Raw genomic sequence first — 19186 nt, 5'->3', positions numbered from 1 at the left:
GACCGCACCGGCCGGACTGTCAGTGGCGTGACATAGGGTTTTCGCGTGGAGCCCGATCTGTTCACCGCCGCCGCAGAAGAACGCCAGGAGAAGGACCCCGCCGCCAGCCCCCTGGCCGTACGGATGCGTCCGCGCACCCTCGACGAGGTCGTGGGCCAGCAGCACCTGCTGAAGCCCGGTTCGCCCCTGCGCAGACTGGTCGGCGAGTCCGGCGGCGGACCCGCCGGTCCCTCCTCGGTGATCCTCTGGGGCCCGCCCGGCACCGGCAAGACGACCCTGGCGTACGTCGTCTCCAAGGCCACCGACAAGCGTTTCGTGGAACTCTCGGCGATCACCGCCGGCGTCAAGGAGGTCCGCGCGGTCATCGAGGGCGCCCGCCGCGCCACCGGCGGGTACGGCAAGGAGACCGTTCTCTTCCTCGACGAGATCCACCGCTTCAGCAAGGCCCAACAGGACTCCCTGCTCCCGGCCGTCGAGAACCGCTGGGTCACCCTGATCGCGGCGACCACGGAGAACCCGTACTTCTCGGTGATCTCCCCCCTCCTGTCCCGCTCCCTCCTCCTCACCCTCGAACCCCTCACCGACGACGACCTGCGCGGCCTCCTGAGGCGCGCGCTGACCGACGAACGCGGCCTCAAGAGCGCCGTCACCCTCCCCGAGGACACCGAGGCCCACCTCCTGCGGATCGCCGGCGGCGACGCCCGCCGCGCCCTGACCGCCCTGGAGGCCGCGGCCGGCGCCGCCCTCGACAAGGGGGCGGAGGCGATCGCGCTCCAGACGCTGGAGGAGACCGTCGATCGCGCCGCCGTGAAGTACGACCGCGACGGCGACCAGCACTACGACGTGGCCAGCGCCCTCATCAAGTCCATCCGGGGCTCCGACGTCGACGCCGCGCTGCACTACCTGGCCCGGATGATCGAGGCCGGTGAGGACCCCCGGTTCATCGCCCGCCGCCTGATGATCTCCGCCAGCGAGGACATCGGCCTCGCCGATCCGAACGCGCTGCCGACAGCCGTCGCCGCCGCCCAGGCCGTCGCCATGATCGGCTTCCCCGAGGCCGCGCTCACCCTCAGCCACGCCACCATCGCCCTCGCTCTGGCGCCCAAGTCGAACGCCGCGACCATGGCGATCGGCGCCGCCATGGAGGACGTACGGAAGGGGCTGGCCGGCCCCGTGCCCCCGCATCTGCGGGACGGGCACTACAAGGGCGCGGCCAAGCTCGGGCACGCGCAGGGGTACGTGTACCCGCACGATCTGCCCGAGGGGATCGCCGCCCAGCAGTACGCGCCGGACGAGATCAAGGAGCGGGAGTACTACACACCGACCAGGCACGGAGCCGAGGCCCGGTACGCCGACGCGGTGGAGTGGACCAGGAAGAACCTCGGTCGGAAGCAGTCCTGAACCCCCTGTAGACTTCTCCCCAGTGCTGCGTCCCGTGTCCGGCTCCGGTCGGCGCCTCAGGCGGGACATTCAGCCGGATCTTCATGATCCAGGAGCGTCGCGCACCGTCGTAGGTGTCGCGGGCAGCCCACCACCACTCGGAATCCCGGGACCGGTCGGTGGGCCGTTCGTGTGCTGCACGTATGTGCCCAGACCAGGGGAACGGCTACCCGACAAGTCCCTCGTGGACCTGACGGGATTCCCCGGCTGCGGATGCGACCTCCCTTAACCCTGAGGCAGCCGAAGAGAAAAGGAAAAGAAGTGGCGAACCAGTCCCGCCCCAAGGTCAAGAAGTCGCGTGCCCTCGGCATCGCGCTGACCCCGAAGGCCGTCAAGTACTTCGAGGCCCGCCCCTACCCGCCGGGCGAGCACGGCCGCGGCCGCAAGCAGAACTCGGACTACAAGGTCCGTCTGCTGGAGAAGCAGCGTCTGCGCGCGCAGTACGACGTGTCCGAGCGTCAGCTCGTCCGCGCCTACGAGCGTGCCTCCAAGGTCCAGGGCAAGACCGGTGAGGCCCTGATCATCGAGCTCGAGCGCCGTCTCGACGCGCTGGTCCTGCGTTCGGGCATCGCCCGCACGATCTACCAGGCCCGCCAGATGGTCGTCCACGGCCACATCGAGGTCAACGGCCACAAGGTCGACAAGCCGTCCTTCCGCGTCAAGCCGGACGACGTCGTCATGGTCCGTGAGCGCAGCCGCCAGAAGCCGCTGTTCGAGGTCGCCCGCGAGGGTGGCTTCGCCGCGGACGGTGAGACCCCCCGCTACCTGCAGGTGAACCTCAAGGCCCTGGCGTTCCGCCTGGACCGCGAGCCGAACCGCAAGGAAGTCCCGGTCATCTGCGACGAGCAGCTCGTCGTCGAGTACTACGCCCGTTGATCCTCTTTCGACGGACGTAGTACACACGCACCGAGCGTCAGCCCGTCGTCCCCCCGCCCTTCCCGGCGGGCGGGACGGCGGGCTGACGCCGTACTGCGGCAGGCGCTGCGGCGGGCACGGCGCCAGGCACTGCGGTAGGCACTGCGGTAGGCATTAATGCGGTACTGGGCGATCGCTCCGGCGCGATAGGCTCGGGACACGACTTTTCGACGTTCAGGCATGTTCCAGGGAGCGGGTGCAGACAGTGTCCGGTGGAGAGGTGGCCGGGATCCTGGTGGCCGTCTTCTGGGCGATCCTGGTCTCCTTCCTCGCCGTCGCGCTGGCGAGGCTGGCCCAGACGCTCAAGGCGACCACCAAGCTCGTCGCGGACGTGACCGACCAGGCCGTCCCCCTCCTCGCCGACGCGTCCACCGCCGTCCGCTCCGCGCAGACCCAGATCGAACGGGTCGACGCCATCGCGTCCGACGTCCAGGAGGTCACGTCGAACGCCTCGGCGCTCTCCACGACCGTCGCGTCCACCTTCGGCGGCCCCCTCGTCAAGGTCGCCGCCTTCGGCTACGGCGTACGCCGGGCCATGGGCGGCCGCCGGGAGGGCGAGCCCGCCGAGGAGCAGCGTCGTACCGTGATCGTCGGCCGCACCGTGCCGGGCGCGCGCAGGAGCAGGCGCAACTCCCGTGGAAAGAAGGACTGACCGAGCGATGTTCCGCCGTACGTTCTGGTTCACCACAGGGGTCGCCGCCGGAGTGTGGGCCACCACCAAGGTCAACCGCAAGCTCAAGCAGCTCACCCCCGAGCACCTCGCCACCCAGGCGGCGCACAAGGCGGTCGAGGCGGGCCACAGGCTCAAGGACCGGGCGGTCGGCTTCGCGCTCGACGTCCGCGACAACATGGCCCAGCGGGAGGCCGAACTGGGCGAGGCACTCGGCATCGAGGCCAACCCCGACCAGTACCCGGAGCTTCCGGCCCCGAGGCACATCGTCGCCATCGAGAACACCAACACCCCGAAGTACAGCAGGAATCCGAGGTACGTCGACAGCTCGTCGTACCCGTACAACCGGAATGAGGACCACTGATGGAGTCGGCTGAAATCCGCCGCCGCTGGTTGAGCTTCTTCGAGGAGCGCGGTCACACCGTCGTCCCTTCGGCGTCGCTCATCGCGGACGACCCGACTCTGCTCCTGGTCAACGCGGGCATGGTCCCGTTCAAGCCGTACTTCCTCGGTGAGGTCAAGCCCTCCTTCGACCGCGCCACCAGCGTGCAGAAGTGCGTCCGTACGCCGGACATCGAAGAGGTCGGCAAGACCACCCGGCACGGCACGTTCTTCCAGATGTGCGGCAACTTCTCCTTCGGCGACTACTTCAAGGAAGGCGCCATCAAGCACGCCTGGGAGCTGCTCACCAGCCCCCAGGACAAGGGTGGTTACGGCCTGGAGCCGGAGAAGCTCTGGATCACCGTCTACAAGGACGACGACGAGGCCGAGCGCATCTGGCACGAGCAGATCGGCGTGCCCAAGGAGCGAATCCAGCGCCTCGGCAAGAAGGACAACTACTGGTCCATGGGCGTCCCCGGCCCGTGCGGCCCGTGTTCCGAGATCAACTACGACCGCGGCCCGGAGTTCGGCGTCGAGGGCGGCCCGGCCGTCAACGACGAGCGGTACGTGGAGATCTGGAACCTGGTCTTCATGCAGTACGAGCGCGGCGAGGGCACCTCGAAGGAGGACTTCGAGATCCTCGGCGAGCTGCCCAGCAAGAACATCGACACGGGCCTCGGCCTGGAGCGCCTCGCCATGATTCTGCAGGGCGTGCAGAATCTGTACGAGATCGACACCTCCATGGCCGTCATCGACAAGGCCACCGAGATCACCGGTGTCTCCTACGGCGACGCCAAGGACTCCGACGTCTCCCTGCGCGTGGTCACCGACCACATCCGCACCGCCGTGATGCTCATCGGCGACGGCGTCACCCCGGGCAACGAGGGCCGGGGCTATGTCCTGCGCCGCATCATGCGCCGCGCCATCCGCAACATGCGGCTGCTCGGTGCCACCGGCCCGGTCGTCCAGGACCTCATCGACGTCGTCATCGCCATGATGGGCCAGCAGTACTCCGAGCTGATCACCGACCGCGAGCGCATCGAGAAGGTCGCCCTCGCCGAGGAGAACGCCTTCCTCAAGACGCTGAGGGCCGGCACGAACATCCTCGACACGGCCATCACCGACACCAAGGCCACCGGCGGCAAGCAGCTGCCCGGCGACAAGGCGTTCCTGCTCCACGACACCTGGGGCTTCCCGATCGACCTCACCCTGGAGATGGCCGCCGAGCAGGGCCTCTCCGTGGACGAGGACGGCTTCCGCCGCCTGATGAAGGAGCAGCGGGACAAGGCCAAGGCCGACGCCCGGTCCAAGAAGACCGGCCACGCCGACCTCGGCGCCTACCGCGAGATCGCCGACGCCGCCGGGGAGACCGAGTTCATCGGCTACTCGGACACCGAGGGCGAGTCGACGGTCGTCGGCATCCTCGTGGACGGTCTGTCCTCGCCCGCCGCCACCGAGGGCGACGAGGTCGAGATCGTCCTCGACCGCACCCCGTTCTACGCCGAGGGCGGCGGTCAGATCGGTGACACCGGCCGGATCAAGGTCGACTCCGGTGCCGTCATCGAGATCCGCGACTGCCAGAAGCCGGTCCCGGGCGTGTACGTCCACAAGGGCGTCGTCCAGGTCGGCGAGGTGACCGTCGGTGCCAAGGCCCAGGCCTCGATCGACGGCCGTCGCCGTACGGCCATCGCCCGCGCCCACTCCGCCACGCACCTCACCCACCAGGCCCTTCGTGACGCCCTCGGCCCGACGGCCGCCCAGGCCGGTTCCGAGAACCAGCCCGGCCGCTTCCGCTTCGACTTCGGTTCCCCTTCCGCCGTTCCGACGGCCGTGATGACCGACGTCGAGCAGAAGATCAACGAGGTGCTCGCCCGCGACCTGGACGTGCACGCGGAGATCCTGAGCCTCGACGAGGCCAAGAAGCAGGGCGCCATCGCCGAGTTCGGCGAGAAGTACGGCGAGCGCGTCCGCGTCGTCACCATCGGCGACTTCTCCAAGGAGCTGTGCGGCGGCACACACGTCCACAACACTTCGCAGCTCGGCCTGGTCAAGCTGCTCGGTGAGTCGTCCATCGGCTCCGGCGTACGCCGGATCGAGGCTCTGGTCGGTGTCGACGCCTACAACTTCCTCGCCCGTGAGCACACGGTCGTCGCCCAGCTCCAGGAGCTGATCAAGGGCCGTCCGGAGGAGCTTCCGGAGAAGGTTTCGGCCATGCTCGGCAAGCTGAAGGACGCCGAGAAGGAGATCGAGAAGTTCCGCGCCGAGAAGGTGCTGCAGGCCGCCGCCGGTCTCGCCGAGTCCCCCAAGGACGTCTCCGGAGTTGCCGTCGTGACCGGTCAGGTCCCGGACGGAACCACCGCCGACGACCTCCGCAAGCTGGTGCTCGACGTGCGCGGACGCATCCAGGGCGGCCGGGCCGTCGTGGTCGCCCTCTTCACCGCTGTGAACGGCAAGCCGCTGACGGTCATCGCCACCAACGAGGCCGCTCGCGAGCGCGGTCTGAAGGCCGGCGACCTGGTCCGTACGGCCGCCAAGACCCTCGGCGGCGGCGGTGGCGGCAAGCCGGACGTCGCCCAGGGTGGTGGCCAGAACCCGGCCGCCATCGGCGAGGCCGTGGACGCGGTCGAACGCCTGGTCGCCGAGACGGCCAAGTGAGTACGACGGATCACACGAGCGGAGACGACGGCCCGGCCCTGCGCCGCGGCCGTCGGCTCGCGCTCGATGTCGGGGACGCCCGCATCGGCGTCGCCTCCTGCGACCCCGACGGCATCCTCGCCACCCCGGTCGAGACCGTTCCCGGACGCGATATCCCCGCAGCTCAGCGTCGATTGAGACAACTGATCGACGAGTACGTACCCATAGAGGTAATCGTCGGACTTCCGCGTTCCCTCAAGGGAGGAGAGGGCCCGGCCGCCGTCAAGGTACGGGGTTTCGCCCAGGAGTTGGCTCGAATGATCGCGCCCGTTCCGGTCAGACTCGTCGACGAGAGGATGACCACGGTGACGGCGAGTCAAGGGCTGCGTGCCTCGGGTGTGAAATCCAAAAAGGGCAGGTCGGTCATTGACCAGGCAGCAGCCGTGATCATCCTGCAACAGGCGCTGGAATCCGAACGGGCGTCTGGTAAAGCTCCGGGCGAGGGCGTCGAAGTGGTCATCTGATCGCGATACGGTAACGTTCCGCGCGATGCGGTGGCCTTCGAACAGCCACCGCACAAAAAGAGGCGGGGACGAAAGCAGAGCCACAGGCCCCGCGTGACCGCCGCCTCGCGGCTCTAGGGGATCGATGACTGAGTATGGCCGGGGCCCGGGCTCCGAACCGTGGCATCCGGACGACCCGTTGTACGGGGACGCCGGATGGGACGGACAGCAGGCCCAGGCGGGCCAGCAGTCCCCTTACGGCGGCCAGCCGCAGCAGCACTACCCGGAGCAGCACCAGTACCAGCAGCAGTACGACAACGGCAACGGCGTCTGGAACAACGGTCATCAGGACGCCTACGCCCAGCAGCAGTACCAGCAGGAGTACGGCGACCCCGGGCAGCAGTACCCCGGCCAGAACCAGCATCAGCAGCAGTACACCGGTCATGGCCAGCAGCAGTACGACCACACCAACGGCGGCTGGAACAACGGAACACACCAGCACGCGCAGGGCCCTTACGTCGGCGACCCGGCCGACCCCTACGGCGCGCAGCAGCAGGCGATGGCCTACGGCGGCGGCCAACAGGACTTCTACGGCACGCCCGACGCGTATCCGCCGCCGGAGCCGCCCTCGCGCCGTCGCGCGGAAGCCACGCCCGCAGCCGAAACCGCACCCTCTCCGGAGCCCGAGGCCGAGCAGCCGTCGCCCGCCGCCGAGCGGACCGAGTGGGATCCCGGGCCGGACCAGGGCGAGCACGCGTTCTTCGCCGGCGGCGGAGACGACGACGATGACGACGAGGCCGGGGAACGCGTCGGCCGGGGCGACCGGAAGGGCCGCGGCGGCAAGGCGAAGAAGCCGGGCAAGGGTGGTAAGAAGCGCCGCAGTGGTCTTGCCTGCCTGGTGGTCGTCGTGGTTCTCGGCGGCGGCTTCGCCGGGGTCAGTTATTTCGGGTACCAGTTCTTCCAGAGCCGTTACGGCGAGAATCCCGACTATTCGGGGGACGGTACGAACGAGGTCGTTACGATCACGGTCGCCAAGGGCGAATTCGGGTCGGACATCGGGCAGAAACTCAAGGCGGCCGGGGTTGTCAAGAGCGTTGATGCCTTCACGGCCGCGCTGGCAAAGGATCCCACGAGGCAGATTCAGGTCGGCGTTTATCTCCTCAAAAAGGAGATGTCAGCCAAAAGTGCTGTGGCTCTGATGCTCGACCCGAAGAGTCAGAGCAACTTCACTATCAGGGAAGGTCTTCGGAACCGCGAGATCTACTCCTTGATCGACAAGGAATTGGGCCTCGACAAGGGAACGACCGAGGAGGTCGCCGAGAAGAAGTGGGCCTCCCTCGGCCTCCCCGACTGGGCGAACGACAACGACGACATCAAGGATCCGCTGGAAGGATTCCTCTACCCGTCCACCTATCCGGTCGCCAAGGGCATGAAGCCCGAGGCGGTCCTGAAGGAAATGGTCGACCTCGCCAAGGCGAAGTACGAGGAACTGGACCTTGAGGGCAAGGCCAAGGGGCTGAAGCTGGAGAATCCGCTCCAGGTGCTCACGGTGGCGAGTCTCGTCCAGGCCGAGGGGAAGTACAAGAAGGACTTCCTGAAGGTCTCCCGCGTGGTCTACAACCGGCTCGCCGAGAACAACACCGAGACCTACGGACTGCTCGACTTCGACTCCACGGTGAACTACCTGCGCGGTGAATCCAAGCTGGCCACGGGTTCAGTGAACTCGCTTCGGCAGATTGACGATCCGTACAACACGTACAAGTTCACGGGTCTGCCGCCCGGGCCGATCGACAATCCGGGTGAGGTGGCCATCAAGGCGGCGCTCAAGCCCGCCAAGGGCGACTGGTACTACTTCGTGTCGATCAACGAGGACGAGACGCTCTTCGCCGTGACCAACGAAGAGCACAATAGAAACCGTAAGAAGTACGAGGAAGCGCAGAACGGATAGATGAGCCGCACCGACAGCAAGAACCGGGCCGCCGTGCTCGGTTCGCCGATCGCTCACTCGCTCTCCCCGGTACTGCACCGGGCCGCGTATGCCGAACTGGGGCTCACCGACTGGACGTACGACCGTTTCGAGGTCGACGAGGAGTCGCTGCCGGGGTTCGTCGAGAAGCTCGGACCGGAGTGGGCCGGGCTCTCGCTCACGATGCCGCTCAAGCGGGCGGTCATTCCGCTGCTGGACGAGATCAGCGAGACGGCGACCTCCGTCGAGGCCGTCAACACCCTGGTGTTCACGGAGGACGGGCGGCGGCTCGGCGACAACACCGACATCCCCGGGATCGTCGCCGCCCTGCGGGAGCGGGGCATCGAGCAGGTGGAGTCGGCGGCCATTCTCGGCGCGGGAGCCACCGCCTCCTCCGCGCTGGCCGCGCTCGCCCGGATCTGCACCGGTGAGGTCGTGGCGTACGTACGGAGCGAGGCTCGGGCCGCCGAGATGCGGCAGTGGGGCGAGCGGCTGGACGTCGAGGTGCGTACGGCGGACTGGGCGGAGGCCGCGCGTGGGCTGAGCGCTCCCCTCGTCATCGCCACGACGCCTGCCGGGGCGACGGACGCGCTGTCCGGTGCGGTGCCGGAGCGGCCGACGACGCTGTTCGACGTGCTGTACCACCCGTGGCCCACGGAGCTGGCGGCGCGATGGTCCGCGTTCGGCGGTGCCGTGGTCAGCGGGCTTGATCTGCTGGTGCACCAGGCCGTGTTGCAGGTCGAGCAGATGACCGGGTGCAAGACGGCTCCCGTGGGCGCGATGCGCCGGGCCGGGGAGCGGGCGCTGGCCGAACGGGGCTGAGCGCCCGGAGTGTGCTGATCATGGGCGCCACTTGTACCAAGGGGTAACCAGCGGCAATCATCATCGGGCGGCCCGGCGACGCAGGCGGGGCGTTGAACGGAGCCCCCATGTCACGTCACTCCCGGCGCAGGTTTCTCACCTATCTGGTGGCCGCGCCCACGCTCGCCGTAGCGACCAAGATAGGTCTGGACGCCTATGCGCCCGACGTCGCCGACGCGGCGATACCCACGCTGCCGGCGCCGGCGGATCTCGTGGACCTCGGTGATCTGCTGATCCTGGCCGGGGCACCGACGGCGAACATGCTGGTGCTGAGCGTCGACGAGGAGGGCATCGCCCACTTCCGGCTGCCGAGGGAGGAGGTCGGGCAGGGCCTCACCACGGCGGTGGCGATGCTGGTGGCGGAGGAGCTGGACACCCCGCTCGACCGGGTACGCATCCAACTGGACGACGCCCGCCCCGAGTTGCTCTTCAACCAGCTCACCGGCAGCTCCAACTCGATCCGTTCGCTCTACGACCCGGTGCGCCATACGGCGGCTGCCGCGCGGGCGCGGATGGTTCGTGCCGCCGCGAAGCAATGGGGACTCCGCGCGGGAGATCTGGCGGTGCGGCAGGGCGTCGTGGTCGCGCCGGACGGGCGTACCGCCTCCTACGGTTCGCTGTCGGCGGCCGCCGCCTCCCTCGACCTCGGCTCCCTCGTCGTCACGCCGAAGAAGGAGTCGGAACACACCGTCGTCGGCAGCCCCACCTCGCGCATCGACGCCCGTGCCATGGTCACCGGCAAGCAGGTCTACACACTGGACCTCGACGTGCCCGGGGCCAAGCCGTGCATGGTGCGCCGGCCGCCGACGATCAACGGCACCGTGAAGGCGGTGAACAACGAGGCCGCCGTACGGGCCATGCCCGGTGTGCTCGACGTGGTCACCATCGACAGTGGTGTCGCCGTTGTCGCGGAGACGTTCGGGCAGGCCCTCGACGGCAAGGAGGCGCTGGACGTCACCTGGGGCCCGGGGAGCGTCGACGCGCTGTCGGACGACGCCATCACGGCCAGGCTGAAGGCGGCGACGCCCTCGCTGGACGTGCTCGGGCTGCTGGTGAAGAAGGTGGAGGGGGAGTTCGACTTCGCATTCGCCAGTCACGCGCCGCTGGAGACCAACTCGGCGGTCGCCGACGTACGGGCCGACCGTGCCGAGATCTGGTCCGGGCTGAAGTCGCCGATCGTCGCGCAGGCGGCCATCGCGAGGGCAGTCGGACTTCCGGTGTCCAAAGTGAAGGTCCACGTCGTGCAGTCGGGCGGCTCCTTCGGGCGGCGGCTCTTCCACGACGCGGCTCTGGAGGCCGCCGTCGTGTCCAAGAAGAGCGGACGGCCCGTACGGCTGATGTGGTCGCGGATCGACGACATGCGGCACGGGCGGATGCGGCCCGCCACCCACCACCGGATCCGGGCCACCTACGCGGTGGGGCAGGTGCTCACCTTCCAGCACCAGGTGGCCGCCGTGGAGACCGACTTCCGACACGGGCTCGGCGACGCGATCACCGCCGCCGCGGCGGGACTGCCGTCCGGCATCGGGAACGCGACCTTCGCGCAGACCCTGTTCCTGACCACGGTGAAGTCCCCGTACAACTTCGGATTCACCACGCAGACGCTCACCGAGGTGCCGGTCAAGATGCACACCGGGTCGTGGCGCTCGGTGTACTCGGCCAACACACGCGGGGCCGAGGAGATCATCGTCGACGAACTGGCGGCGAAGCTCGGCAAGGACCCGGTCGTCTTCCGGCGGGAGTTCCTCAAGACGGCGCGGCAGCGGGCCGTGCTCGACAGGGCCGCGACGGAAGGCGACTGGGGGCGGAGCCTGCCGGACGGCTGGGCCCAGGGCGTCGCCTTCCACGACGAGTACAAGGCCTGCACGGCCTGCCTGGTCGAGATCGACGCCACCGATCCGAAGAAACCCCGGGTGACGAAGGCGGTCATCGTGGCCGACGTGGGCCGGGTGATCAACCCGCGCGGACTGGAAGCCCAGCTCCTCGGCGGGCTCACGGACGCCATCTCCACCACCCTGCGGGCCGGGCTCCACATCGACGAGGGGCTGCCCCTGGAAGGCAGCTATTCGCAGTTCCACTACGCCCGCCAGAAGGACTCCCCGAAGGACGTCAGGATCTTCGTCATCGAGGGAGCCGACGAACCCGGCGGCGCGGGCGAACTCGGTGTCCCGGCGGCCGTCGGCGCCGTCGCCAACGCCTACGCGCGGGCCACCGGCACCAAGCCACGCCGTTTCCCCGTCAACTTCGACGTGGACTTCACGCCATTCCCCCGCTGAGCCCGCTCGCCTCAGCCGTCACCGCCGAGCCCCCTCGTACGTCCGCGCGCCGACCCGCGCCAGGCTCCAGGAGCACATCGATGCCTTCCCACACCTTCACCGTCAACGGCGAGACCGTCACCGTCGATGCCCCCGACGACCTGCCCCTGCTGTGGGCGTTGCGCGACCTGCTCGGCGTCCGCGGGCCCAAGTACGGCTGCGGCATCGACGTCTGCAAGGCCTGCACCAGCCACCTAGACGGCGAGGCCGTCCGGCCCTGTGTGGTCCCGGTCGCCGACGCGGCCGGCCGCGAGGTCACCACCATCGAGGGGCTGGCCGACGGCGACGAGCTGCACCCCGTCCAGGAGGCCTGGCTGGAGCAGGACGTCGCCCAGTGCGGCTACTGCCAGCCCGGACAGATCATGGCCGCCGTCGCCCTGCTCAAGCGGACGAAAAACCCCACCGACGCCGACATCGACGAGATCGCGAACGTCTGCCGCTGCGGCACGTACTTCCGCATCCGCGAGGCGATCAAGAGCGCGGCGGCGAAGATGGGGTGACGCGGCGGGGTGCTCCGCGCGCGGTCGTCCGTTCGATCGGCGGGACGGTGCTCCGTGTGTACGGCTGCCGTCCGCCCGACGGGCGAGGTGCTCGTGCACGCCCGTCTGCCGGACGGCGAGGTGCTCGTGCAGGCCCGTCTGCCGGACGGCGAGGTCTCCGTGTACGCCCGTCCGTCTGATGGACCCGTGACCAGGTCCCGCCCCGGACGTGGGAGGATCGGAGGTGGCGGGCCGGGGCCGCGCACCCGGTAGCCGTCGCCGTACGCGAGGACACGCGTACACGCAGGCAGGACGCAGTACCGGGCGCGAGCACTGAGGAGCACCGTTGAGCAGGTTGCGCTGGCTGACCGCGGGGGAGTCCCACGGTCCCGCACTTGTCGCGACGCTGGAGGGTCTTCCCGCCGGCGTGCCGATCACCACCGAGATGGTGGGGGACCACCTGGCCCGGCGGCGCCTGGGCTATGGGCGCGGTGCGCGGATGAAGTTCGAGCGCGACGAGGTCACCTTCCTCGGCGGTGTGCGGCACGGTCTGACCATGGGCTCGCCGGTGGCGATCATGGTCGGGAACACCGAGTGGCCGAAGTGGGAGCAGGTCATGGCGGCGGACCCGGTCGACCCGGAGATCCTCGCCGGTCTGGCCCGCAACGCCCCGCTGACCCGCCCCCGGCCCGGTCACGCCGACCTGGCGGGTATGCAGAAGTACGGCTTCGACGAGGCCCGCCCGATCCTGGAGCGGGCTTCGGCCCGGGAGACCGCGGCCCGGGTCGCCCTCGGCGCCGTCGCCCGGTCGTACCTGAAGGAGACGGCCGGGATCGAGATCGTCAGCCACGTGGTGGAGCTGGCGGCGGCGAAGGCCCCGCAGGGCGTGTACCCGACGCCGGCCGACGTGGAGAGGCTGGACGCGGACCCGGTGCGCTGCCTGGACGCGGACGCGTCGAAGGCGATGGTCGCGGAGATCGACCAGGCCCACAAGGACGGCGACACCCTCGGCGGCGTCGTCGAGATCCTGGCGTACGGCGTGCCGGTGGGCCTCGGCTCGCACGTCCACTGGGACCGCAAGCTGGACGCCCGCCTCGCCGGCGCGCTGATGGGCATCCAGGCCATCAAGGGCGTCGAGATCGGCGACGGCTTCGAGCTGGCGCGGGTACCTGGCTCCAAGGCGCACGACGAGATCGTGAACACCCCCGAGGGCATCCGGCGGGTCTCCGGCCGCTCCGGTGGCACCGAGGGCGGTCTGACCACGGGTGAGCTGCTGCGGGTGCGGGCGGCGATGAAGCCGATCGCGACCGTGCCGCGCGCCCTGCGGACCGTGGACGTGACCACGGGCGAGGCCACGCAGGCCCACCACCAGCGCTCCGACGTCTCCGCCGTGCCCGCCGCGGGCATCGTCGCCGAGGCGATGGTGGCCCTGGTCCTGGCGGACGCGGTGGCGGAGAAGTTCGGCGGCGACAGCGTCACCGAGACGGCTCGCAACGTCCGTTCCTACCTCGACCACCTCGCGATCCGGTGACCCCGGTGCCTCTGGTCGTACTCGTCGGCCCCATGGGCGTCGGCAAGTCCACCGTCGGACAACTGCTCGCCGAGCGGCTCGGTGTCGCCTACCGCGACACCGACGACGACATCGTGGCCGAGCAGGGCCGTGCCATCGCGGAGATCTTCGTCGACGAGGGCGAGTCCGCCTTCCGCGCCGTTGAGAAGCGGGCCGTGCACAGGGCACTGGCCGCCCACGACGGCGTCCTCGCCCTCGGCGGCGGCGCGATCCTCGACGCCGACACACGCGCCCTGCTGGCCGGGCAGCGCGTCGTCTACCTCTCGATGGACGTCGAGGAGGCGGTCAAGCGCACCGGTCTCAACGCCGCCCGCCCGCTGCTGGCCGTCAACCCCCGCAAGCAGTGGCGGGAGTTGATGGAGGCACGGCGGAACCTGTACGAGGAGGTCGCCACGGCCGTCGTCGCCACCGACGGCCGTACGCCCGAGGAAGTCACCCGAGCGGCCCTGGACGCACTGGAGTTGAAGGAAGCTTGACTTTCTCCCCCGTCTAAAGGCGGGGGGTTCCAGCGGTCGCCCGCTGGGGTTCCTGCTTCACCGACGACTGCCCCGTCCGGGAGGACTCCCGTTGAGGTCTTACACCGTCTCCACAGGCAGATGCCGCCAGCCCGGCGGCCAGGATGTTGCGCGCCGCGTTCACGTCGCGGTCGTGCACTGTGCCGCACTCGCACATCCACTCGCGGACGTTCAGCGGCAGTTTCGCCCGGATCGTGCCGCAGGCCCCGCACAGCTTCGAGCTGGGGAACCAGCGGTCGATCACGACGAGTTCGCGCCCGTACCAGGCGCACTTGTACTCCAGTATCATGCGCAGGTCCGTCCAGGCTGCGTCGGAGATGGCGCGCGCGAGCTTGCCGTTCTTCAGCAGGTTGCGGACGGTCAGATCCTCGATCACTACCGTTTGGTTCTCACGGACGATACGAGTCGAGAGTTTGTGGAGGAAGTCCCGGCGCCTGTCGCTGATCCGGGCGTGCACCTCGGCGACCTTGCGCCGGGCCTTCTCCCGGTTGGCGGAGCCCTTCGCCTTCCGCGACAGCTCCCGCTGTGCCTTGGCGAGGCGGGCGCGGTCACGGCGCTCGTGCCGCGGGTTGGTGATCTTCTCCCCGGTGGACAGGGTCACCAGGGAGGTGATCCCGGCGTCCAGGCCGATCGCCGCGTCGGTGGCGGGAGCAGGGGCGATGGTGTCTTCGACGAGCAGCGAGACGAACCAGCGACCCGAGCTGTCGTGGGACACCGTCACTGTCGTGGGCTGCGCGCCCTTTGGGAGAGGGCGCGACCATCGGATGTCCAGGGGCTGCGTCATCTTGGCCAGAGTCAGCTTCCCTTCGCGCCACGCGAAGGCACTGCGGGTGTACTCGGCCGATGCGCGCGACTTCTTCCGCGACTTGAAGCGTGGGTACTTGGCCCGCTTGGCGAAGAAGTTCCCGAACGCTGTCTGAAGATGGCGCAGTGCCTGCTGAAGCGGAACAGAGGACACCTCGGTCAGGAAGGCAAGTTCCTCGCTCTTCTTCCACTCCGTCAGAGCGGCGGACGACTGCACGTAGGAGACGCGGCGCTGTTCGCCGTACCACGCCTGTGTGCGCTCCTCCAGCGCCTTGTTGTACACGAGGCGGACACAGCCGAACGTGCGCGACAGCTCGGCTGCCTGCTCGTCCGCGGGGTAAAAGCGGTACTTGAATGCCCGCTTGACCTGCTGTGTCACGCATCACATTCTATCAGTTCCCGTGTGAGTCAAGGGTGTCGGCCAGCAACTGCCGGATACCGGACCGCCCTGACAGCGCTTCGGTATCCTCCGCCCTGCTCCGCAGGAGTCCGTTTCCTCCCCGGCCTGGCGGCCGGGGTATCCACGAAGGAATCTTGATGAGCGAGACAGTGACCCGTATCCAGGTCGGCGGTACCGCGGGTACCGAGCCGTACGAGGTCTTGGTGGGGCGTCAGCTCCTCGGTGAGCTGGGCGGGTTGATCGGCAACCGGGTCAAGCGGGTCGCGGTGATCCATCCCGAGGCGCTGGACGACACCGCCGAGGCGCTGCGGGCCGATCTGGCCGGGCAGGGCTTCGAGGCGGTCGCGATCCAGGTGCCGAACGCGGAGGAGGCCAAGACCGCCGAGGTCGCGGCGTACTGCTGGAAGGCGCTGGGCCAGTCCGGGTTCACCCGCACCGATGTGATCGTCGGTGTCGGCGGCGGGTCCACCACGGACCTCGCCGGGTTCGTGGCGGCGACCTGGCTGCGCGGGGTCCGCTGGATCGCCATCCCGACGACCGTACTGGCCATGGTCGACGCGGCTGTCGGCGGCAAGACCGGCATCAACACGGCCGAGGGCAAGAACCTGGTGGGCTCGTTCCATCCGCCGGCCGGGGTGCTGTGCGACCTGGCGGCACTGGACTCACTGCCGGTCAACGACTACGTCTCCGGGCTCGCCGAGATCATCAAGGCCGGGTTCATCGCGGACCCGGTGATCCTGGACCTGGTCGAGGCCGACCCGCAGGCGGCCCGCACACCGGCCGGCCCGCACACCGCGGAGCTGATCGAGCGGTCGATCCGGGTCAAGGCCGAGGTCGTCTCCGGCGACCTGAAGGAGTCCGGGCGCCGCGAGATCCTCAACTACGGGCACACCCTGGCCCACGCGATCGAGAAGAACGAGCGCTACCAGTGGCGCCACGGCGCGGCCGTCTCCGTCGGCATGCACTTCGCGGCAGAACTGGGCCGTCTGGCGGGCCGGTTGGACGACGCGACCGCCGACCGTCACCGCGCGGTCCTCGAAGCGGTCGGGCTGCCGCTGCACTACCGCTACGACCAGTGGCCCAAGCTGCTGGAGACGATGAAGGTCGACAAGAAGTCGCGGGGCGACCTGCTGCGCTTCATCGTCCTGGACGGCCTGGCCAAGCCCACCGTCCTCGAAGGACCCGACCCGGCGATCCTGCTCGCCGCCTACGGCGAAGTGGGCCAGTAACGCCCGCTCGGGCAGCTCTTGCCCGATTCGCCTTGTGTCCCTGGCCACTTGGGCACTTCGGGCTGCCCCCGGCCGTTCACCAAAGGACGGCCGGGGACGGTACCGTTCGGTAAGGGCGGGGTCGAGAGGCCCCGCCCGCCAGTGTCGATGTGACTGTACGAGACGGAGTGGCACCGGATGCAGCACGCAGTGGGAGCTCCGCTGCCGCCGCCCCATCGGCCGGGGCAGGACCCGGCGGCCCCCTGGGCGCCGCCCGCGAACCAGCAGGGACACCCGGCACCCCCTCACCCGGGAGCGCCGGGCACGAACCCTCCGGGGCACACGGGCGCGAGCCACCCGGTGCCGCCGGGCACACACCCGGGCCCCGTGCCGCCACCCCCGCCCGCGCCCATGGGCCCGCCCGCACCGGCCGCGCCTCCGGGGTCCGTGCCCCCGCCCGCGCCGGGCTTCGCCGGAAACCCCGGGTATCCGCACACCTCGGCCCCGCAGCAGACCGGGATCCCGCGGGACACCACCGGACACGTGCAACTGCCGCCGGGCGGCCCCGTCACCATGCCGCCGCCCGCCACCGGCGCGCCCGACGTCACGGCCACCACGCTCGCGGTCCTGCTCATCGGGCCCGCCGGGGCAGGCAAGACCAGCGTCGCCAAGTACTGGGCGGACCACCGCCGGGTGCCCACCGCCCACATCAGCCTGGACGACGTACGCGAGTGGGTGCGCTCCGGCTTCGCGGACCCGCAGTCCGGCTGGAACGACAACTCCGAGGCGCAGTATCGTCTCGCCCGCCGCACCTGCGGCTTCTCCGCCCGGAACTTCCTGGCCAACGGCATCTCCTGCATCCTCGACGACGCCGTCTTCCCCGACCGCCCCGTCGTCGGCCTCGGTGGCTGGAAGAGGCATGTCGGCCCAGGCCTGCTGCCCGTCGTGCTCCTGCCGGGCCTGGAGATTGTCCTCGAACGCAACGCCAAGCGCTCGGGCAACCGCCGCCTCACCGACGAAGAGGTCGCCCGCATCCACGGCCGGATGGCGGGCTGGTACGGCTCGGGCCTGCCGATCATCGACAACTCCCAGCTGGATGTCCCGGCCACGGCGAGGGTCCTGGACGAGGTCCTGGCCAGGTCGATCGCCAGCCCACCCAAGTGGTAGCCGAGCACCAGAGGACGGCACCGGGGAACACCGTGGCCTGAGCCGACCCCCAAGGGGCGCGGGGAACCGCGCGCACAACCCCTACCGGGCCGCACCCGGCACCCCACGTCGGCCCCGTCCCCCGTTTCCCGCGGAACGCCCCCGCTCGGCTGCGCTCAACCGGCGGCCAGGCAGCGAAGCTCATACGCTCGGCACATGTCAGAGGTGTACGCGGCCCGCCGCGCTCGACTGAGAGAACGCTGCCACTCCGGCGGCAGCGCCACCGCACTTGTCACCCGCCCGGCCAACGTGCGCTATCTCGCGGGCGCGGCACCGCAGGGCGCGGTGCTGCTGCTCGGGAGGAGCGAGGACGTCCTGCTCTGTGGCACACCGCCGAGCGGCGAGATCGGCGAGGGCCGGCCCGACGAGGCGGTACGTATCCAGGTGCTGCCCGGACCCGGCGGCGACGCGGCGGTCGCGGCCGCCGATCTGGTCACGGCCCTGGGCGCCGAGTCGCTCGGGGTGGAGGAACACCACCTCACCGTGGGCCGGCACCGCGCGATCCGCTCGGTCGCGCCCCGGCTGCGGCTCGCCGACCTCGGGGGCGCGGTCGAGCAGCTGAGAGTGATCAAGGACGAGGAGGAGATCGCCTGTCTGCGGATCGGCGCGGAGATCGCCGACCAGGCGCTGGGCGAACTGCTCGAATCGATCCTCGTCGGCCGCACCGAGCGCCACCTCGCCCTGGAACTGGAGCGCCGCCTCGTCGACCACGGCGCCGACGGCCCGGCCTTCGCCACCTCCGTCGCCGCCGGCCCGAACTCCGGCCGCCCCGGTCACATCCCCACCGACCGCCGGGTCGAGGAGGGCGACTTCCTCTCCGTCTGCCTCGGCGCGACCTACCGCGGCTACCGCTGTGAGATCGGCCGTACGTTCGTGATCGGCACCTCGCCGGCGGACTGGCAGATCGAGCTGTACGACCTGGTCTTCGCAGCCCAGCGCGCCGGACGGGAGGCGTTGGCACCCGGTGCGGCCTACCGTGCCGTGGACCGCGCGGCCCGCCAGGTCCTGGACTCCGCGGGGTACGGTGACGGCCTTCCGGTGCGGATGGGCCACGGGGTCGGACTCGAAATCCACGAGGACCCGCAGTTGGCCCCCGCGGCCATGGGTAAACTGGACGCTTGCGTGCCGGTCACCGTCGAACCGGGGGTTCACCTCCCGGGCCGGGGCGGCGTCCGGATCGATGACACGCTCGTCGTACGCCCCGAGGCGGACGGCGGACCCGAGCTACTCACCATCACGACCAAGGAGCTGCTCGCGCTCTAGCTCACCGGCTGTGCGCGGGGCCCGGGGTCGTCCACGTCAGTCCAGGAGATTCCGCA

At 69.8% G+C, this 19186-nt stretch carries 16 protein-coding genes; 15 read left to right on the top strand and 1 reads right to left on the bottom strand.

The features are described 5' to 3' along the window. Positions 1-45: 45 nt before the first annotated feature. The 12 genes from OG858_RS08185 (at position 46) to OG858_RS08130 (ending at position 14210) form a co-directional block, all read left to right on the top strand. Positions 46-1401, top strand: a complete 1356-nt coding sequence (locus tag OG858_RS08185) for a replication-associated recombination protein A (RefSeq protein WP_086750975.1) — start codon at positions 46-48, stop codon at positions 1399-1401. A gap of 300 nt (positions 1402-1701) precedes the next feature. Further along, positions 1702-2316, top strand: a complete 615-nt coding sequence (gene rpsD / locus OG858_RS08180) for a 30S ribosomal protein S4 (RefSeq protein WP_005485453.1) — start codon at positions 1702-1704, stop codon at positions 2314-2316. 244 nt (positions 2317-2560) lie between these two features. Beyond that, complete coding sequence (locus OG858_RS08175; RefSeq protein WP_086750974.1) at positions 2561-3007, top strand: DUF948 domain-containing protein; 447 nt, start codon at positions 2561-2563, stop codon at positions 3005-3007. A 7-nt stretch (positions 3008-3014) separates the two neighbouring features. Continuing rightward, positions 3015-3389, top strand: coding sequence for a hypothetical protein (locus OG858_RS08170; RefSeq protein WP_086750973.1), 375 nt, complete (start codon positions 3015-3017; stop codon positions 3387-3389). Continuing rightward, positions 3389-6061: an alanine--tRNA ligase gene (gene alaS / locus OG858_RS08165; RefSeq protein WP_328545025.1), complete on the top strand. Its 2673-nt coding sequence runs from the start codon at positions 3389-3391 to the stop codon at positions 6059-6061. Before OG858_RS08170 ends, alaS begins: the two co-directional genes overlap by 1 nt. Then, positions 6058-6564, top strand: a complete 507-nt coding sequence (gene ruvX, locus OG858_RS08160; RefSeq protein WP_037701449.1) for a Holliday junction resolvase RuvX — start codon at positions 6058-6060, stop codon at positions 6562-6564. The genes alaS and ruvX overlap by 4 nt, the downstream gene beginning before the upstream one ends. Before the next feature lie 124 nt (positions 6565-6688). Then, positions 6689-8491 (top strand): endolytic transglycosylase MltG, encoded by a 1803-nt coding sequence (gene mltG, locus OG858_RS08155; RefSeq protein WP_327743566.1) that lies wholly within the window; start codon positions 6689-6691, stop codon positions 8489-8491. Next, the gene (locus tag OG858_RS08150) at positions 8492-9331 is read left to right on the top strand and encodes a shikimate dehydrogenase (protein WP_319067362.1); all 840 of its coding nucleotides are present in this window, start codon (positions 8492-8494) and stop codon (positions 9329-9331) included. Positions 9332-9438: 107 nt separating this feature from the next. After that, positions 9439-11646, top strand: coding sequence for a xanthine dehydrogenase family protein molybdopterin-binding subunit (locus OG858_RS08145; RefSeq protein ID WP_328545026.1), 2208 nt, complete (start codon positions 9439-9441; stop codon positions 11644-11646). 80 nt (positions 11647-11726) lie between these two features. Next, positions 11727-12185, top strand: a complete 459-nt coding sequence (locus tag OG858_RS08140) for a (2Fe-2S)-binding protein (protein WP_086753700.1) — start codon at positions 11727-11729, stop codon at positions 12183-12185. Between the two features lie 325 nt (positions 12186-12510). Beyond that, the gene (gene aroC / locus OG858_RS08135; RefSeq protein ID WP_086753696.1) at positions 12511-13695 is read left to right on the top strand and encodes a chorismate synthase; all 1185 of its coding nucleotides are present in this window, start codon (positions 12511-12513) and stop codon (positions 13693-13695) included. A 32-nt stretch (positions 13696-13727) separates the two neighbouring features. Beyond that, on the top strand, positions 13728-14210 hold the full coding sequence (locus tag OG858_RS08130; RefSeq protein WP_086753702.1) for a shikimate kinase: 483 nt from the start codon (positions 13728-13730) through the stop codon (positions 14208-14210). Positions 14211-14223: 13 nt separating this feature from the next. Here the strand turns inward: OG858_RS08130 and OG858_RS08125 are convergent, their stop codons facing one another. Next, positions 14224-15432 (bottom strand): RNA-guided endonuclease InsQ/TnpB family protein, encoded by a 1209-nt coding sequence (locus tag OG858_RS08125; RefSeq protein ID WP_319265579.1) that lies wholly within the window; start codon positions 15430-15432, stop codon positions 14224-14226. A gap of 158 nt (positions 15433-15590) precedes the next feature. On the opposite strand from OG858_RS08125, the gene aroB reads away from it, so the two are divergent. From aroB to OG858_RS08110, 3 genes are all read left to right on the top strand, one after another. Next, positions 15591-16682, top strand: coding sequence for a 3-dehydroquinate synthase (gene aroB, locus OG858_RS08120; protein ID WP_086753694.1), 1092 nt, complete (start codon positions 15591-15593; stop codon positions 16680-16682). A 177-nt stretch (positions 16683-16859) separates the two neighbouring features. Beyond that, entirely contained in the window at positions 16860-17828 is a 969-nt protein-coding gene (locus tag OG858_RS08115) for an AAA family ATPase (RefSeq protein ID WP_327723704.1), read from the top strand. Positions 17829-18023: 195 nt separating this feature from the next. Further along, positions 18024-19130 (top strand): aminopeptidase P family protein, encoded by a 1107-nt coding sequence (locus OG858_RS08110; RefSeq protein ID WP_086751514.1) that lies wholly within the window; start codon positions 18024-18026, stop codon positions 19128-19130. The last annotated feature ends 56 nt before the right edge of the window (positions 19131-19186 follow it).

The sequence above is a fragment of the Streptomyces europaeiscabiei genome, from assembly GCF_036346855.1.
GTDB lineage: Bacteria > Actinomycetota > Actinomycetes > Streptomycetales > Streptomycetaceae > Streptomyces > Streptomyces europaeiscabiei.
The sequence above is the reverse complement of the archived record's forward strand: the minus strand, read 5'-3'. Positions and strand labels throughout refer to the sequence as shown.

Excerpts from the sequence above, each read along its gene's own strand:
- OG858_RS08170 (WP_086750973.1), top strand. The coding sequence starts at position 3,015 with ATGTTCCGCCGTACGTTCTGGTTCACCACAGGGGTCGCCGCCGGAGTG.
- OG858_RS08110 (WP_086751514.1), top strand. The coding sequence starts at position 18,024 with ATGTCAGAGGTGTACGCGGCCCGCCGCGCTCGACTGAGAGAACGCTGC.
- alaS (WP_328545025.1), top strand. The coding sequence starts at position 3,389 with ATGGAGTCGGCTGAAATCCGCCGCCGCTGGTTGAGCTTCTTCGAGGAG.
- OG858_RS08115 (WP_327723704.1), top strand. The coding sequence starts at position 16,860 with ATGCAGCACGCAGTGGGAGCTCCGCTGCCGCCGCCCCATCGGCCGGGG.
- OG858_RS08140 (WP_086753700.1), top strand. The coding sequence starts at position 11,727 with ATGCCTTCCCACACCTTCACCGTCAACGGCGAGACCGTCACCGTCGAT.
- OG858_RS08145 (WP_328545026.1), top strand. The coding sequence starts at position 9,439 with ATGTCACGTCACTCCCGGCGCAGGTTTCTCACCTATCTGGTGGCCGCG.
- OG858_RS08150 (WP_319067362.1), top strand. The coding sequence starts at position 8,492 with ATGAGCCGCACCGACAGCAAGAACCGGGCCGCCGTGCTCGGTTCGCCG.
- mltG (WP_327743566.1), top strand. The coding sequence starts at position 6,689 with ATGACTGAGTATGGCCGGGGCCCGGGCTCCGAACCGTGGCATCCGGAC.
- aroB (WP_086753694.1), top strand. The coding sequence starts at position 15,591 with ATGAGCGAGACAGTGACCCGTATCCAGGTCGGCGGTACCGCGGGTACC.
- OG858_RS08130 (WP_086753702.1), top strand. The coding sequence starts at position 13,728 with ATGGGCGTCGGCAAGTCCACCGTCGGACAACTGCTCGCCGAGCGGCTC.